The following is a 16945-nucleotide window of genomic DNA, read 5'->3' on the forward strand; positions in this document are numbered from 1 at the left end:
ATTATTATGCTATTTGACAAATTTGGGCGCCAACATACTTATCTTCGTATATCTCTTACGGACAATTGCAATCTGCGCTGTTTTTACTGTATGCCCGAAGAGGAGTATGCCTTTGCGGCACATGCCAAACTGATGCAGCCCGATGAAATCTTAGCGATCGCTAAGACTTTTGTATCGCAGGGAATTACGAAAATACGCTTAACCGGTGGGGAGCCTTTTGTACGTAAAGATGCAGCTCTGATTTTAGCAGGACTGGCCACTTTACCGGTAGAACTGACCTGTACCACCAATGGGGTAAGGGTGGATGCTTTAATGCCCATGATCAAAGCGGCCAATTTTAGCAGTATCAACATCAGTCTAGATACCTTAAATGCCGAAAAATTCCATAAGATAACAGGTAGAAATCTTTTTGACCGTGTTTGGTCAAATATTGGCCTATTGTTAGCGTCCGGCATAACCTGTAAATTGAATGTGGTGGTAATGAAAGGGCTGAACGATAATGAAATCACTGATTTTGTCGCGCTTACTGAAAAATGGCCATTAGAGGTTCGTTTTATTGAATTTATGCCTTTTTCTGGTAATAAATGGACCAATAACCAGGTGTTTACTTTCCGGGAAATAAAAGATGTGATCCAAAAAAGTTATACCATCCACGAACAGGTGGGGAGTATACACGATACAGCAAAACATTTTCATATCGCAGGCCACCGCGGATCATTCGCCGTCATCAGTACCATGAGCGAACCTTTTTGTGCAGGCTGCAACCGGATCCGTTTAACGGCAGATGGTAAATTGAAAAATTGTCTCTTTTCTACTCATGAAACGGACTTACTTACCGCCCATCGGCTGGGACAGCCTATATTACCGTTGATTCAAGCGAATATCCAGGCAAAGGCTTTTGCTCTAGGGGGCCAATTAGCCACTGATTTTACGCAAATAGATGCGGATAAATTACAAAATAGAAGTATGATAACCATTGGAGGGTAATGCAGGATACAGGTATAATAATATTAGCAGCGGGTAGTTCCTCACGCTTAGGGACTGCAAAACAACTTCTGGATTATCAGCATAAGCCATTAGTTAAACATGCTGTAGAACAAGCGCTGGCGAGCGATCCTGTTTGTGTGATCGTAGTTGTGGGCGCAAATGCTGAAGCTGTGGCCGGAACACTTGTAGACCATGATGTAAAAATCTGTTACAATGATGATTGGTCTACGGGAATGGCCTCGTCTATCCGTAAAGGAATGGAGACGTTGTTAAACGATCATCCATTGCTAACTCGGTGCATCTTTTCAGTATGTGATCAACCGTTTCTTAAAGCCCATCATTTTACACAATTGTTTGAGAGCCAGTTTGAAAGCCATAAGGGTATTATTGCATCGGCCTATGCGGATACTTTGGGTGTGCCGGTACTGTTCAGAAACACCTATTTTCCATTGTTACAGCAGCTGCAGGGAGATCAGGGTGCTAAAAAAATCATAACAGCATATCCTGACGATGTTGTTGCAATTGCTTTTGCTGATGGAGCTGTCGACATTGATGAGCCTGCTGATCTAAAATATTTAATGCAGGAAATGGTTTCAGTATCGGAAGCAAACGCGATTATTAAAAAACATAGCCATTTTGTTCGTACAGGTATAAAAACTTTAGGAGAAGCTTTGGGATATACTATTGCAGAGGAAGTCATATCAAAATATGATATTCCGGGTTTTAGACAGTCTTCGATGGATGGCTATGCATTAAAATTTGAGGACCGCAATAACCGATTGGAAATTGTGGGCGAAATGCGGGCTGCAAAACAGTCGGACGTAACGCTATTGTCCGGACAGGCGATGCGCGTCTTTACGGGTGCACCAATTCCAGCGGGTGCGGATACCGTGGTCATGCAGGAAAAGGTGAGTCGTGATGGAGATTGGATGATAGTTGCTGACGAGCATTTAATCATCGGAATGCATGTACGTGAAAAAGGTAGCGAAGCTGCAAAAGGAACATGGGCCCTTGCGCAGGGAACTGTACTGACGCCTGCTGCACTGGGTTTTTTAGCAGGTATCGGCTGTGAGAAGCTACTGATTTTTGAACCGCCAAAAGTAGCAATCATTGTGACAGGTGATGAACTGCAGGAAGTGGGTCAGCCACTTTCCTTTGGACAAGTATACGACTCAAACTCGATTCAACTGCGTGCTTCACTTCAAAAGGCAGGTATCGAAACGGTTCAGGTTTTTCACGCTGCAGATGATCCTGCCGCATTGGAAAAGATCTTGGGACAGGCTTTGTTAGCTTCGGATCTGGTGCTGCTGGTGGGAGGCGTGAGTGTGGGTGATTATGATTTTGTGGTGCAAAGTGCTCTGGCGCAGTCGGTGCGTCCTCATTTTCATAAAGTCAAACAGAAACCAGGAAAACCATTGTTTTTTGGCACTACAGATGAAACTATCGTTTTTGGGTTGCCGGGAAATCCTTCTTCAGCGCTAACCTGCTTCTATCTGTATGTTTTACCGGCTATTGATAGGATGATGCAACGACCAGATTCCGTTAGCTATGGCGAAGCGGTGACTACCGTTGACTATCCAAAAAACAGTGGATTAACACATTTTATAAAAGCTCATTTAATGGACGGTAAGGTATTGCCCCTGCATGCACAGGAATCTTACCGTCTACAATCTTATGCCCAGGCCAATTGCCTGCTCGTGATACCGGAAGAATCTACTGGTATTAGGGCAGGTGAAAAAGTCCAAGTAATCGTATTGCCTTAAAAATCTATGGATACCGAAATATTTTTTATTATTTTATTTGTTGTTGCTTTTTTATATGCCTCTGTTGGGCATGGCGGAGCGAGCGGTTACCTGGCTTTAATGGCTTTGTATGGCGTGGCACCGCAAGAAATGAAACCTACTGCACTGTTCCTGAATTTATTTGTTTCCTTAACTGCCTTTATTCAGTATTACCGTGGCAATCATTTTAAAAAAGAGATTTTTATACCCATAGCGCTGGCATCTATACCTTTTGCTTTTCTGGGCGGTATGCTATCGATCGATGATCATCTTTATAAAAAAATATTAGGAATCTTATTGTTGCTCCCAATAGTCCGATTTTTCTTTTTTAAGAATGTGGAAGACGATCGCCTGGTGCCTCCGGTAAAATGGATTTCGATATTGTTGGGTGCTATCATAGGACTTCTGTCCGGAATGATCGGTATAGGGGGAGGCATTATTCTTTCACCTATTTTGATCCTGTTGCTATGGACGAACCAGAAGCAAACTGCGGCGATCAGTGCCGCGTTTATTTTTGTCAATTCATTGGCAGGATTGGGAGGAATGTTGACACAGGGTATTACGTTGACTTCCAATATGATTTTATATATTGTCATCGCATTTAGTGGCGGTCTTTTGGGAGCTTATCTAGGTTCTAAAAAGTTTAATCAGGATGTTTTAAAATATGTACTGGCAACAGTGTTACTCGTTGCCGCCTATAAATTGCTCTTTACTTCGGCATAGCTGCGCGGTAAGAAAGCAATAGTGATCAGAATTGGATAGATATGTCTTGACTTTTGACGAGCATGATCCCTATGGGATGTCTCATCAGATAAAAAGAATGCTTAATTTGAATAAGAGATGAATAAGATTAAAGTACTTGCATTTGGACCGCTTGTAGAAATTGTAGAGAAAGAGTTCTTTATAGAAGCAGTGGATACGGAAAATTTGTTAACAAGTTTAATCCAGCAGTTTCCTTTACTCGAAAACCGTAAAATGGCGCTTGCAGTGAATGGAAAGATTACAAAAGAGTTGGTTCTGTTACAGGAATCGGATACGGTAGCACTTCTGCCACCATTTTCGGGAGGGTAATATGCATTGGGATCCACGATATGAGCGGCATTACAGTTTACCAGGTTTTGGTTATGAGGCGCAGGAAAAGCTTACCGCGGCTCAGGTACTTGTTGTCGGAGCTGGAGGTTTAGGCTGTCCGGTACTGCAGTATCTGACTGCGGCAGGTGTTGGGCGTATCGGTATCGTTGATTTTGATACGATAGAACTGAGTAATCTGCAACGCCAGACCCTATATAGCACCGCAGATCTTGGGCAGTTAAAGTGCGCAGTTGCTGTGCGGAAGCTAAGCGAAAATAATCCGTCTATCACAATCGTTGGACATCCTGTGTTGCTTGATGATAGTAATGGTAATGCTATTGTTTCACAGTATGATATCGTTGTTGACTGTACGGATAATTTTGCGGTACGTTATGTCATAAACGATTGTTGTACACGTTTGAAAAAACCGCTTGTTTTTGCGGCGATCTATCAATACGAAGGGCAGATAGCGATCTTTAATGTCGCTGATGATGATGGAACTGTCTGTCATTACCGCGATCTATTTCCACAAGTCCCGAGTGCTGAAGAAGCTCCAAATTGCTCAGAAAATGGTGTATTAGGTGTTTTGCCGGGGATCATCGGACTGATGCAAGCCACCGAAGTGTTGAAGTTAATAACGGGTATAGGAGTTCCATTGGTCAATAAATTAATGACTTTTAATGTCTTGACTTATCAATCCATGATCTTATCAATCACTCCTAATCCGCAAAGTACTGATGGTTACACTGTACAAACGAGCACGGATACTTCACAAAATCAACACCTGGAACAGGATATCAGCTTGATATATCCCAATGAAATTGCATCTTATCTGCAGGATAAGAACGTCAGTCTGGTTGATATCCGGGAATCCTATGAGGAACCGTCATTTGCGATCGCAACACAGGAGATCCCTTTGTCAATACTGTTTGACCATTTGGATGAATTAAAGGCCACACATATTATTGTGGTATGTCAAAGCGGAAAACGCAGTTTACATGCCGCGGGAAAGCTGAAAGCGCATTTTGGTTCCGCAAAGAGGGTAAGTCACCTGGCGGGTGGCATTATTTCATATTTAAGTATTAATAAAGCAGAATAAATGAAAAATATATTTGTGCAGGGAGCCATTTCTCCAGATCAGATCGCGAAGAGTATTGCAGCACATAGCAGTAAAACAGCTATCGGTGCCCACGAGTTATTCTTGGGACAGATCAGGGCCGATGTGGTAGACGGTAGATCCGTAGCCGCAATTGAATATACAGCTTACGAACAGATGGCTATAGAAAAAATGGATACCATTAGAGAGGCAATGTTTGCCAAGTATAAGCTCATCTGTATGCATGTGTACCATAGTTTAGGGACGGTGCCAACCGGCCAATTGTGCCTTTTTGTATTTGTATCTTCTAAACACCGCGCAGATGCACAGCAGGCCTGCCATGAGCTCGTGGAGCACATCAAGAAAGAACTTCCGATCTGGGGAAAAGAGCTATTTGAGGACGATACACATCAGTGGAAAAAAAATAATTAAGATGGTCGATATTACACATAAAACCGCTACGTTGCGTAAAGCGGTAGCAACAGCATCTGTGGTTACTTCTCATGTTCTAACGGTAGATGCCATCAAAAACGGACAGGTTCCGAAGGGAAACGTTTATGAGTTTGCCCGTGCGGCGACGTTGCTTGCCATAAAAAAAACGAGCGATATCATCCCGGACTGCCATCCGTTGCCAATAGAATATGCAGCAATAGATTTTGAGATTGAAGAACTCACAATTAAGATTTCGGTAACCGTGCACACGATCTATAAAACCGGTGTAGAAGTCGAAGCGATGCATGGTGCTTCTGTCGCCGCACTGGTGCTGTACGATATGTTAAAACCGATCGATAAACATGTTGAAATCGGCTCGATTCGGTTATTGCACAAATCGGGAGGTAAAAGTGACCATGTACATCTGTTAGAAAACAGGTCGATAAAAGCTGCAGTTGTGGTTTGTAGCGATTCGGTCTATTCAGGCGAAAAACAAGATCGCTCTGGATTTGTATTGCAAGAGTTACTGGAAGATTATGGTATTGCCGTCGTTCGATTTGAGGTTGTGCCGGATGAAATTGATGCTATTCAACATCAATTGCAGGTTTCCAAAGAATTAGGAATCGATATGTTGATCTATACGGGCGGCACGGGAGTGTCTGACCGGGATGTTACACCTGAGGCTGTGCAACCCTATTTAACCAGACAATTGCCGGGTGTGATGGAAATTGCTAGACAGTATGGCCAGCAATTTGTAAAAACGGCGATGCTTTCCAGAGCGGTCGCGGGTTTTGCTGACCGTATGCTGGTCTTGACATTGCCAGGTTCAACAAATGGGGTGAAAGAAAGTATGAAAGCGCTATTCCCACAGCTCTTGCATGTTTTTCGTGTTCAGGATAATCAGGGACACGGATAGCTTTTTAGCTATCCACGAATTTTGGTAACAACTTTCTTGATTCTGTCCAGGGTGTAATCGATGTCATGTTCAGTTGTAAACCGACCTAAACTAAACCGGATCGCACTGAGATTATCTTCATCCTTCAGTCCCATAGCTTGCAATATCGGAGAAGGTCTGTGTGTTACGGATGAACATGCCGAGCCGCTGGAAACAGCAATGTTGCCCAGTGCAAGTATCATTTCTTGGGAGTGTAGACCTCGTAAGCTGATATTTGTTGTATTGAAGATACGTTTGTGCAGGTGGCCGTTGACAAAAGTTTCATCGATTTCTAAGATGGATTTTTCCAGGGTATCGCGTAACGTTAAAATTAGCTTATTTTGATTTGTCATTTCCTGTTTTGCGATAGCTGCGGCAGTTCCAATTCCTATAATACCCGGAACGTTGAGGGTGCCACTTCGCATACCTTGCTGTTGCCGACCTCCATGCAGCAAGGGTTCCAGTGAACCAATAGCAGGATTGGTATATAACGCGCCAATACCTTTAGGACCGTAAAACTTATGTGCTGAAATCGGCATAAAATCAATTTGCATCTGCTTTACATCAATCGGAATCTTGCCGACAGCCTGTGTCGCATCGCACAGGAACCATGCTCCCGCCTGATGGGTTAGGGTGGCAATTGATGGTATATCTTGCATAACACCTGTCTCATTGTTCACAAGCATGACACAAACTAGCGCCGTATCTGTTGTAATGCTATCCTCCAGCGTTTTTAAATCGATGATGCCATCTTTATCTACAGGCAGATAAGTGACAGCATATCCCTTAGTTTCCATGTAACGACAACATTCAAGTACTGCATTGTGTTCTGTGGATGCACAAATGATATGTTTACGGTGACCATAGGTCAGCCCCTTTATCGCCATATTGATCGCTTCTGTGGCTCCTGACGTAAAAGTCAGTTCGCTTGTACGGCAATTAATTAAATGGGCAAGATCTTGCTGAGCAAAATCAATCTCTTCCTGAGCCTGCAATGCAAAAAGATGGGGACTGCTGGGATTGGCGTACTGCTGCTTGAAAAAGGGCAACATCCGTTCTAATACCCGATCATCAACGGGTGTAGTGGCATTATAGTCGAGGTATACGATTGATGACTGCATAGCCATAAATGTACTGAATTAATTTGAGAGGATGGGTTCAAAAAGCATCGTTTTGCTTGTAATCAACAACCCAATTTACGGATTCTTCTACCAATATTACTGTTTTGTGCTGTGCCCGATAAGGTATAGGTGAAAAATACATATTTTTAAGACTAAGATCATGATGTGATGGCTTTTGAAAGTGGAGAGCCAAAGTATCTGAAAGAAAGAGGATAAGCCCAAAATAAACAAATGATGAATACAGACTGTTATATAACAACTAACATACACAATTATGGAAACCATTCGCATTAACAAAAAGGAATACGAGGTCGTTATTGATAAAGAGATGCCACTGCTGTGGTTTTTACGTGATGTCGTCGGTTTGACTGGAACAAAATACGGCTGTGGAGTAGCACAATGCGGTGCTTGTGTGGTCCATATGGACGGTGAAGCGGTAAGATCCTGTGTTACAAAAATGAAACGCGCAGTTGGCAAAGAGGTGATCACGATTGAGGGTCTTTCTGAAAAAGGTGACCATCCATTGCAAGTTGCCTGGAAAGATGTGGATGTGCCCCAATGTGGTTACTGTCATGCCGGTCAAATCATGTCGGCAGCTGTATTATTACGTGAACGGCCGAATCCAACTGATCAGGATATTGATGATGCCATGACCGGAAACATCTGCCGTTGCGGAGCTTATTCTCGAATTCGTCAGGCCATACATCATGCTGCATCATTGCAAAAGAAATAAATGGTTATGTATAGATGTGTAATCTGCTAAAAAATAGCTCATGAAAATATTAAATAATATAAGAAGCAAAGGTACTTACAAGCTTGCATTGACTTTGGGTGTCATCGGTCTGTTTTTAACGGTTCTGGTTTCTGCTTTTACAAGTGATTCGCGATCTGAAAATACATTAGAACCGGATATCAGGGTCAAGAAAGATAGCATACAGTCTGTTGAAGCGTTTAAAAAAGTATATGCTGTGCTACAGAGTCCCCGATGTGTGAATTGCCATCCAAGCGGTGATATTCCTCTTCAGGGTGATGAGCGTAAGTTGCATGCGATGTTTCCGAAACGCGGGCCTGAAGGAAAAGGAATGCTGACCATGAAATGTAATAACTGCCATCAGGATGAAAATACAGCAGGATTGAAAACTCCGCCAGGAAGTCCGAATTGGCATCTTCCACCTGCGGATATGAAAATGGTCTTTGAAGGAAAAAGTGCATATGAATTGGCTAAGCAGTTGGTAGACCGAAAACAAAATGGAAATAAAGATCTAAAAGCATTGATAGCGCATGCGGATGATGGATTGGTAAAATGGGGCTGGGAGCCCGGAGAAGGAAGGACACTGCCTCCGATTAGTCATTCTGCTTTTAAAGAAGCTTGGATTACCTGGTTGACAACAGGTGCTTATGCTCCCACGAAGTAATTATTTTTTCAAAAAATCAAAGAAATAAGCGATGACAACAGATAAAACGACGCTAGGCAGAAGATCTTTTTTAAAAGCCGCGCTTTTAGCCGGTGGCGGAATGATTTTACATTTCAACTGGCCGGGTGCTGGAGCGGTGGCAAGTGAGCCAGGACCAGTAGCCGATGCTATAATTGAATTGAACAGCTATATCAAAATTTACCCAAATGGTGATGTACTATTATTTAATCCCAATCCTGAATTTGGACAGAATGTAAAGACATCTCTTCCGATGATCCTCGCAGAGGAACTGGATGTAGCCTGGGAGAAAGTAACGGTGGAGCAGGCTGATTTTTTTCCAGAAAGATATGGACGCCAGTTCACTGGTGGTAGTCAGTCGGTTCGTCAGGCTTGGCCGGTGTTGCGAACAGCGGGAGCTACTGCACGGCAGATGCTCATCATTGCAGCTTCTGAAAAATGGGCGGTACCGCTAAGCGAAATTCATACAGAAGCTGGTATCATTTTCCACAAAAAAAGTGATCAAAAAATAACTTACGGTGAAATTGCCTCTCAGGCAGCCCAAGTTCCGTTACCAAAAGATGTGAAGTTAAAGGATGTGGCTGATTTTAAAATAATAGGTTCGTCAAAGCAGAATGTGGAACTGGATAATATTGTAACGGGTAAACCCTTGTTTACCAGCGACTATAAGCAGGAGGATATGTTAATTGCTATGATTGTACATCCACCAGCCTTTGGGCAGGAGATCACAGCGTTTGATGATACTGCAGTACGTCAAATGCCGGGGATAAAGGATGTTTTTCTGATTGAACCGCTAGCAAAGGACTATACGCGCAATTATTTTGATACGATGAGTTTCGGCAGCTTAGCTGTAGTTGTGGGTACTTCTACCTGGGAAGTGATGCAAGCAAAGAAAAAACTGCAATTGGAACTGCAAACGGCCTCAAAAAGGAAGAATAAAGACACGCTTCAACTGGAGAGTACAGTTGGTCATTATGCAGAAATGGATCGATATGCGAAGATTCCAGGGGAAGTTAAACGTAAGGACGGAGATCCGGATGCTGCATTTAAAAATGCTGCTCGCATCATTGAGCGAACGTATACAGCACCATTTTTGGTTCACAATACCATGGAGCCCGTTTCCTGTTTTGCTCATGTAACGGCAGATCAAGCGGAATTATATGCGCCTATCCAGGCACCGGAGGTCATCACAACGACGTTGGTGGCCCGATTGGGGTTGCCTAAAGAAAAGATAAAGATTAAGCTCGCCCGTATGGGTGGCGGTTTTGGACTCAGGGCTTATGGACATCATCTGGTGGAGGCCGCCGTGATCTCTCAGAAATTAAATGCTCCTGTGAAATTGATGTATACCCGTGAAGATGAAGCGACATATGGTATTTATAGACCTACTTACAGTGCAACATATCGGGCTGCTTTAGATAACAATAATCAGTTGATCGGATTTCATGTCAAGGCTGGGGGAATACCGGAATCTCCGCTACATGAAAATAGATTTCCGGCGGGAGCGGTTGATCATTATTTAGCCGAATCCTGGGCGGTTGATTCCGATATTACGATCGGAGCATTTCGTGCACCGCGATCCAATTTTATGGCTAGCGCAGAGCAGTCATTTTTGGATGAACTGGCTGTTGAAATGAAAAAAGATCCGATCGATTTCCGTCTGGAATTACTTAAAAGGGCGAAAGAACGTCCTGTTGGACAACGTAATGATTATGATGCATCACGTTACGCAGGTGTCCTGCAATTGTTGAAGGAGAAAGCCAGTTTACTTAAAAAACCCGATGGTACAGGGAGAGGCATTGCGGCTTATTTTTGCCATAATACCTATGCTGCGGCTTTGGTCGATATAGGCGTTAAGAATAATGAACCCTATGTTGTGCAGGCGATTGCAAGCGTCGATTGTGGTATTGTGGTGAATCAGGATGCAGCCGTCAATATGGCGGAAGGTGCGGTGATTGACGGTATTGGAAATGCACTATACGGAGAACAATTGTTCGCAGATGGAGTACCGCAGAAAAGCAACTTCAATACTTATCGGATCATTCGTATGAATGAGTGTCCAAAACATATCGAAGTTCATTTTGTGCAAAATCAGGAAAACCCCACAGGTATGGGAGAGCCGGTATTTCCGCCGATGTTCGGTGCTGTTGCCAATGCTCTTTTTCACCATACTGGTAAACGATACTATAACCAACCTTTTATGAAACAATACTTAGCTCACGGTGCGCAGGGTTAATTCTCTATTAGCCTTTCGTCTAATTGGAGGATTAATCGTATTTATGAAAATTAAAGAACATCAGTTTTAATATAAAAACAATAAAAAATGAAAAAAGCTATTTTTGGATTACTCTTATTTGTCTTGACAGTGCAGTTGTCTTTTGCACAAAAAATGAATGCAGTAGAAGAAGTGAAGGAACTGTCGAAATTGAAGTGGCAGTGGATGGCTGATAAGAATGTCGATAAACTCGCAGCATTATTCGATGATAAGTCAAAGTTTGTTCATATGAGCGGAACATGGAAGAAGAATGAAGAACTCGACATTATAAAAACCGGTAGAATCTGGTATAAGAAAGCCGCTATTCATGATGTAGCGGTCGAGATCGTAGGCGATGTTGCAATTGTTTGGAATAGAATTACCTTAACAGCTGATGTGCGTGGAAATGATGCAGTAACAGAGTTTACGGTAACGGAGGTGTACAAAAAGCAAAAGAAAGATTGGAAGATGCTGGCCATGACCTTTAGTAGTGTGCGTGATACGCATAAAATTGAACACTAATTGTAACTTGCAATAAGTTGTTTGATAGTATAAATTGGAATAATAGAACTCAAGCATTGTCTCTGTTCTATTATTCCAAATTTATTGACAATCAGTGAGATTACAAGAATGCAGGGTGATCCAATTTAACCGCTATGCGGTTTGCTGCATTGACCAGTCCCACATGACTGTAAGCCTGCGGGAAATTGCCCCATTGACTACCGTCTTGCTCATCGACATCCTCACTGAATAATTTAAGGTGATTGCCGTAACCGATCAACTGCTTGAATACCTGTTGCGCTTCTTCTAATCTACCCACACAGGCCAGTGCTTCCACATACCAGAAGGCGCATACCAGAAATGTTGATTTCGGTTTTCCAAAATCGTCTTTATGCAGATAACGGTAAAACAGCCCATTTTCTCCTTTCAGCTCTTCTTCCAAAGCTTCGAGGTGACGTTTTGCTTTATCACTAGCGGGATCTAGATAGTTCATCATGATCAGCTGTAGGGTAGAAGCATCTAAATTGGGGTTTTTCGTAGCCGTTGTGTACACACCGCGCTCTTCATCGTAGCAGCTTTCAATATGCACACTGGCGCGTTCCCGTAATTCTTGTGCCTTAATTTTGATTTCCTCAAAACCGTACTGTTCGGCAATTTTTAAAGCTGCTGTCGCACCGGCCCACTGAAACAGATTGGAATAGCAGTGTCTGTTTTCAAAATTCCGGAATTCCCAGATCCCCGCATCGAACTCATCGATGGTGCTTTCAATTTTCTTCAGAATATAGTTGGTCCAGGATTTGGCCAAACCGGTATTCTGATGACTGAAGCGGTGGTCGGTAAACATCGGCAACAGGGCAAGCAGTGCCTGTCCGTAGACATCATTCTGAATGTGCTCAAAAGCCTGGTTCCCTAAACGCACGGGCTTATTCCCTAAGTAACCTTCCAGATGGTCAAGTGTGGTTTCTGTCAGCTGATGCTGCCCCATGATCCCGTAGAGCGGTTGCAGCCGTCCGCGATCGGTCTGTGTAATGTTGGCAATGTAAGAGGCATATTTCTCCATTTCTTCAAATTGCCCGATGTGGCTCAGGGCAGTCAGTACATAGTAGCTGTCCCGCAACCAGCAGTAGCGATAATCCCAGTTACGGCCACTTCCCGGATGTTCGGGAAGACTTGTCGTACTGGCCGCGATCAAAGCACCTGTATCTTCATATTGATGCAGCTTGAGCACGAGTGCAGAACGGATCACTTCTTTCTGGCAGAAGGAAGGTATAGAGGCATTTTTTACCCAACGTTGCCAATAACCTTTGGTTCTGCTTAAAAAATCTTCTGCGGTACGTTCAATCGGAGCCTCAAATGGGCTCCCGAATGTCATGACCAGATAAACCGTACTGCTCAGCACATGTGGAATATCATCGAAAAAATGGCTGACCGGCATATTGGTGGCCAAGCGCATTTTGATGTCTTCTTGCTCAAATTGGATATGGTTGCTGCCTCGGTTTTTCGTGAATCCCTGTTTTCCGTATTGATATTTGGGTGTACAGCGCACACGGATCTTTGGTCTACCGGTGAGCGGTTCTACTTTACGCACCAGCATCAACGGTTTGTAATAGCGTTCGTACTGCTCAAAACGCGGTGCAAAATCGGTGATCCGGTAACTGCCTTCAGCAGTGGTCAACGTCGTACATAGAATATTGGTGTTTTCGATATATTGCTGATCGGTGTTTGTAATTTCGGAAGTCGGCAGGATCGAAAATTCTCCGCCATTCTCCTGGTCCAATAAACTACCGAACACAAATGAATCTTCAAATGTGGGCCAGCATAACCAGGTAATATTGCCGGTGATATTGACATGCGCAATATAGGAGCAATTTCCAATGATGCCGCTGTTGTATTTATGCTTCGGTGTTTTGGTCATAAGTTTCTATTTTAATTTCAGATTCTGATTGACTGATCAGTTTTTGATTTTTTCTATTATAAGCAAAGTACTCGATGAGCTGTACAGCTTCCTGCTGTGTATCTACATAAAACTGCGCTGCGGACTTTTTATTGCCCACTTTGATGGTAATCGCATCGGCAGGTAGCTCTAAAAACATATCTTCGTCGGTCGCATCATCGCCGATTGCAAAGATGAAATCCGGATTATAGCTGTTCACGATTTCCATAGCTGCTTTCCCTTTATTGAGTTCGCTATTTTTAACTTCGATCACTTTATCGCCCATCAGCAGCTGCAGGCCATGTTGCTGCACTAAGTAACGTAAGCTCTCCACCAGTTCCAGCGCGCGAAGCTGTCCTAATCCGGGCTGTGCTTTACGGTAATGCCAAGCTAAAGAATATGACTTTTCTTCAATAACACAACCAGCAGTGTTATTGGCAAATTTGGTCATGATATGTTTGACAGGAATTTTCCATCGGGTAGATAAGATCGCACCGCTTTGCCATTTGTGGGTCGGATAATTGCTCCATGCGCCATGTTCTGCTACCAGAAAATATTCTTCATTGGCAAACCAGGTATCGAGCGTTTCATGCGGTCTTCCACTGATAATGACGACTTGACTGGCATCGTTTTCCTGCAATAGATTGAGTGTGTTGTATAACGATTCTGTAGGTATCGCAGCGGCCGCGTCATTTTGGAAGCCAATAAGTGTACCGTCGTAATCCAGAAAAAAGAGTCTTCTGGTGGCGCGGTTATATTGATCGAGGATCGCTAGCTTAGTCTGCTCATTGATTCTTCGGGCCATTTCATTCTGCTGGAATAGCTTGATTTCGCGGAGCCTGTTGAAAAATAGACGCACCCAGTGTCTGACATTAAATTTTTTGACGATTTCAATGCTGTCGTTGAGGCGCATGCGCTGTTCAGCAACCGGCATATGCAATGCCGCATAAATGGCTTCGGTCACCTGATCTGTTGCATTGGGATTAATATGGATGGCCTGTGTCAATTCTTTTGCCGCGCCTGCCAGTTCGCTTAAGATCAGCACACCATCGGTATTCTCCTTACTGGCAATATATTCTTTACACACCAAGTTCATACCGTCACGTAACGAAGTGATCAGGCAGATATCTGCTGCCACGTACAAGGCCGATAATTCCTCCAATGGAAATGAATTGTAGAAATAGGCGATAGGTGTCCATTCGTTACTGCCAAATACAGCATTGATATGGCCAACAGTACGGTCAATTTCGTCTAGTAACTGTTTATATTGAGCGACATGATCACGTGAAGGAACGACAATCATGTAGAGCACGACTTGTTCTTTTAATTCCGGGTATTTAACCAAGAGATTTTCATATGCCACTAAACGTTCAATGATGCCTTTGCTGTAATCAAGACGATCGATGCTGAGTATTATTTTCTGATCTTTATAATAATCTTTTATTGCCTGTGCACGGGTCTGGATCGGTTCGCTATTGGACAACTGTGAGAATTTATCAAAATCGATACCCATTGGATAGACTTCGGTAAATATACTGCGCCCATCGGTATGCAGACAATTGTTCTGTACATTGAGACCAAGAATATGGGCACAGGAGTTTAGGAAATGCTGTGTATCATTAAAGGTGTGGAAACCGATAAGATCTGCTCCCAGTAGTCCTTTGAGTAATTCATTGCGCCACGGGATACTTCTAAAAACTTCATCATTTGGAAAAGGAATATGCTGGAAGAAGCCGATTGCAATGGTAGGATGCGATTGACGAACCAGTTGTGGGAGCAGCATCAGCTGATAATCATGGATCCAGACTTCATCTTTTTCCTGTACATTTTGCTGGTCGACTACTGCTGAAAATTTTGCATTCACTTTTTGGTACATTTCCCAATCTGGTGTACGGTACACCGCATAGGAAGGTCTGTAATGAAAAACCGGCCATAAGACCTCATTCGAAAATCCTTCATAATAACCTTTTAGTTCCTCTTCGGTTAAAAAGACCGGAATAAGGTTGTGTTCAGCCAGTCCCTGGGTTATGATTTCTTCTTCTTGTGTGTTTAAGGGAATAATTCCGGGCCAACCAATCCATATGTTCTCATCGCTTTTGTAAACCGAACCTAAGCCTGTGGCCAGACCGCCCTCGCTCGGGATAAACTGCAGTTCGTTGTTTTTACGTTCAATGCGTATGGGTAATCTATTGGAAACGATAATTGTTCTTTTCTTATACATGTTTTTCTCTAATTTTTGATGGTCTCTTTACAGATGGCCATCTGTTGTTAACGGGCTCGATATTGACTAAGTTTTTGTTCTAAAATGGGTTTTAATTTTCATGTACATAGCCTGGACTACTGCCTACTTTTGCGTTATGCTGTGCGTTTAATGCCCAGTGGTTGTGTTGAAGTAGCCTTGGGCTTGGAAGCGTGTCATCTGTATTTTGCATCGTGATTATAATTGCTGTATTTATAAATTATGATGTGCTGTCGTTTACCGTTACCCGATGCAACTTGAGTCGTGCCGAAAATGGATAGCAGTAAATTACAGCCATATACAAGCGAATTTCCAGCCAAAAAAGCCTCTTGAAGCGGTAAAAAAGAGGTGGTTGTGCCACCAGGTATTTATACCTAGATCATGCGCTATTTTAGTATAGGGCTTGCTTCACAGCACATTAGCGCCTAGTCTGACGAATAAATGCTGTTTATAATCGAGGTGAGGACAAAATAGATTTTATCGTTTGGGAAATACATGTTAAAATTGGGTATTTATACCCGTTAAGATAACGAGGCTGTCTACTAGTAAATGAATTATTATCCTATGCGGAAATGATAAAAATGAACTTTTAATGATCGGTGGTTGTTTGTAGTTAAAGATTTCACTTAGTACCACTAACAATAAAAATATATGATGGAATATATTGATACGACAACATTAGACAAAGTTGGTCAGTTTTTAAAAGATAACCAGCTCAAGGTCTTTATAGGAGAAAGTATGACGGGTGGTTTTCTCGGCAGTGTGCTGAGTATGCAGACGGACTCTGGATCTTATTTCTTAGGAGGAGTGACGAGTTATGCGACAAGTGTCAAAAAGTCGTTGTTGCAGGTAGATGAACATAGCATTTCATACTTTACTCCAGAGTCATCGGAAGTCACGTTTGAAATGCTGGAGGGGCTTAAAAAATTAGTGGAGGCCGATGTTTATGTGGCGATAACCGGGATGGCTTTTCCGGATTCATCCACTGAACATCAAGCTGAGGTGGGCGATATCTTTATAGCCATATGCTTTAGTGGTATCCATATGCGAAAAACACTGCACTGTGTAGACTGCGATGCTGCCCAGATTTATATCACCGCAGTCAACCATATTATCCATGAACTGTACCGGTTCACCCTTGATCTGGATGATTAGCAATTTTT

The 16945-nt window shown here is 42.9% G+C and carries 15 protein-coding genes; 12 read left to right on the top strand and 3 right to left on the bottom strand.

What is annotated here, in order from left to right; all coding sequences use genetic code 11:
* Positions 1 to 6: 6 nt before the first annotated feature.
* The 7 genes from moaA to moaCB all read left to right on the top strand — a co-directional run bounded on the left by moaA (position 7) and on the right by moaCB (position 6283).
* On the top strand, positions 7 to 987 hold the full coding sequence (gene moaA, locus JAZ75_RS19465) for a GTP 3',8-cyclase MoaA (protein WP_208697757.1): 981 nt from the start codon (positions 7 to 9) through the stop codon (positions 985 to 987).
* The gene (gene glp / locus JAZ75_RS19470; RefSeq protein ID WP_208697759.1) at positions 987 to 2750 is read left to right on the top strand and encodes a gephyrin-like molybdotransferase Glp; all 1764 of its coding nucleotides are present in this window, start codon (positions 987 to 989) and stop codon (positions 2748 to 2750) included. Before moaA ends, glp begins: the two co-directional genes overlap by 1 nt.
* Before the next feature lie 6 nt (positions 2751 to 2756).
* Positions 2757 to 3491, top strand: a complete 735-nt coding sequence (locus JAZ75_RS19475) for a sulfite exporter TauE/SafE family protein (protein WP_208697766.1) — start codon at positions 2757 to 2759, stop codon at positions 3489 to 3491.
* Between the two features lie 117 nt (positions 3492 to 3608).
* The gene (locus JAZ75_RS19480) at positions 3609 to 3839 is read left to right on the top strand and encodes a MoaD/ThiS family protein (protein ID WP_208697768.1); all 231 of its coding nucleotides are present in this window, start codon (positions 3609 to 3611) and stop codon (positions 3837 to 3839) included.
* 1 nt (position 3840) lies between these two features.
* Entirely contained in the window at positions 3841 to 4938 is a 1098-nt protein-coding gene (locus JAZ75_RS19485) for a HesA/MoeB/ThiF family protein (RefSeq protein WP_208697776.1), read from the top strand.
* Positions 4939 to 5367 (top strand): molybdenum cofactor biosynthesis protein MoaE, encoded by a 429-nt coding sequence (locus tag JAZ75_RS19490; RefSeq protein ID WP_208697778.1) that lies wholly within the window; start codon positions 4939 to 4941, stop codon positions 5365 to 5367.
* A 1-nt stretch (position 5368) separates the two neighbouring features.
* Positions 5369 to 6283 carry a bifunctional molybdenum cofactor biosynthesis protein MoaC/MoaB gene (gene moaCB / locus JAZ75_RS19495; RefSeq protein WP_232789274.1) on the top strand — a complete coding sequence of 305 codons (915 nt, stop codon included), beginning with the start codon at positions 5369 to 5371 and terminating at the stop codon, positions 6281 to 6283.
* Positions 6284 to 6291: 8 nt separating this feature from the next.
* Here the strand turns inward: moaCB and JAZ75_RS19500 are convergent, their stop codons facing one another.
* Positions 6292 to 7422 carry a cysteine desulfurase family protein gene (locus JAZ75_RS19500; RefSeq protein ID WP_208697782.1) on the bottom strand — a complete coding sequence of 377 codons (1131 nt, stop codon included), beginning with the start codon at positions 7420 to 7422 and terminating at the stop codon, positions 6292 to 6294.
* Positions 7423 to 7696: 274 nt separating this feature from the next.
* On the opposite strand from JAZ75_RS19500, the gene JAZ75_RS19505 reads away from it, so the two are divergent.
* The 4 genes from JAZ75_RS19505 (at position 7697) to JAZ75_RS19520 (ending at position 11631) form a co-directional block, all read left to right on the top strand.
* A complete protein-coding gene (locus JAZ75_RS19505) occupies positions 7697 to 8155 on the top strand; it encodes a (2Fe-2S)-binding protein (RefSeq protein ID WP_208697785.1) in 459 nt (152 codons plus the stop codon).
* A 40-nt stretch (positions 8156 to 8195) separates the two neighbouring features.
* Entirely contained in the window at positions 8196 to 8837 is a 642-nt protein-coding gene (locus tag JAZ75_RS19510) for a hypothetical protein (RefSeq protein WP_208697787.1), read from the top strand.
* A 31-nt stretch (positions 8838 to 8868) separates the two neighbouring features.
* Complete coding sequence (locus tag JAZ75_RS19515; RefSeq protein WP_208697789.1) at positions 8869 to 11091, top strand: xanthine dehydrogenase family protein molybdopterin-binding subunit; 2223 nt, start codon at positions 8869 to 8871, stop codon at positions 11089 to 11091.
* 87 nt (positions 11092 to 11178) lie between these two features.
* Positions 11179 to 11631 carry a nuclear transport factor 2 family protein gene (locus JAZ75_RS19520; protein ID WP_208697792.1) on the top strand — a complete coding sequence of 151 codons (453 nt, stop codon included), beginning with the start codon at positions 11179 to 11181 and terminating at the stop codon, positions 11629 to 11631.
* Positions 11632 to 11731: 100 nt separating this feature from the next.
* On the opposite strand, the gene JAZ75_RS19525 is transcribed toward JAZ75_RS19520, so the two are convergent.
* The gene (locus JAZ75_RS19525) at positions 11732 to 13525 is read right to left on the bottom strand and encodes a glycoside hydrolase family 15 protein (protein WP_208697794.1); all 1794 of its coding nucleotides are present in this window, start codon (positions 13523 to 13525) and stop codon (positions 11732 to 11734) included.
* Positions 13503 to 15764, bottom strand: coding sequence for a bifunctional alpha,alpha-trehalose-phosphate synthase (UDP-forming)/trehalose-phosphatase (locus tag JAZ75_RS19530; RefSeq protein WP_208697796.1), 2262 nt, complete (start codon positions 15762 to 15764; stop codon positions 13503 to 13505). The genes JAZ75_RS19525 and JAZ75_RS19530 overlap by 23 nt, the downstream gene beginning before the upstream one ends.
* Before the next feature lie 672 nt (positions 15765 to 16436).
* On the opposite strand from JAZ75_RS19530, the gene JAZ75_RS19535 reads away from it, so the two are divergent.
* Positions 16437 to 16937, top strand: coding sequence for a CinA family protein (locus JAZ75_RS19535; RefSeq protein WP_259192885.1), 501 nt, complete (start codon positions 16437 to 16439; stop codon positions 16935 to 16937).
* Positions 16938 to 16945: the final 8 nt, after the last annotated feature.

The sequence above is a fragment of the Sphingobacterium sp. UDSM-2020 genome, assembly GCF_016132525.1.
Taxonomy (GTDB): domain Bacteria; phylum Bacteroidota; class Bacteroidia; order Sphingobacteriales; family Sphingobacteriaceae; genus Sphingobacterium; species Sphingobacterium anhuiense.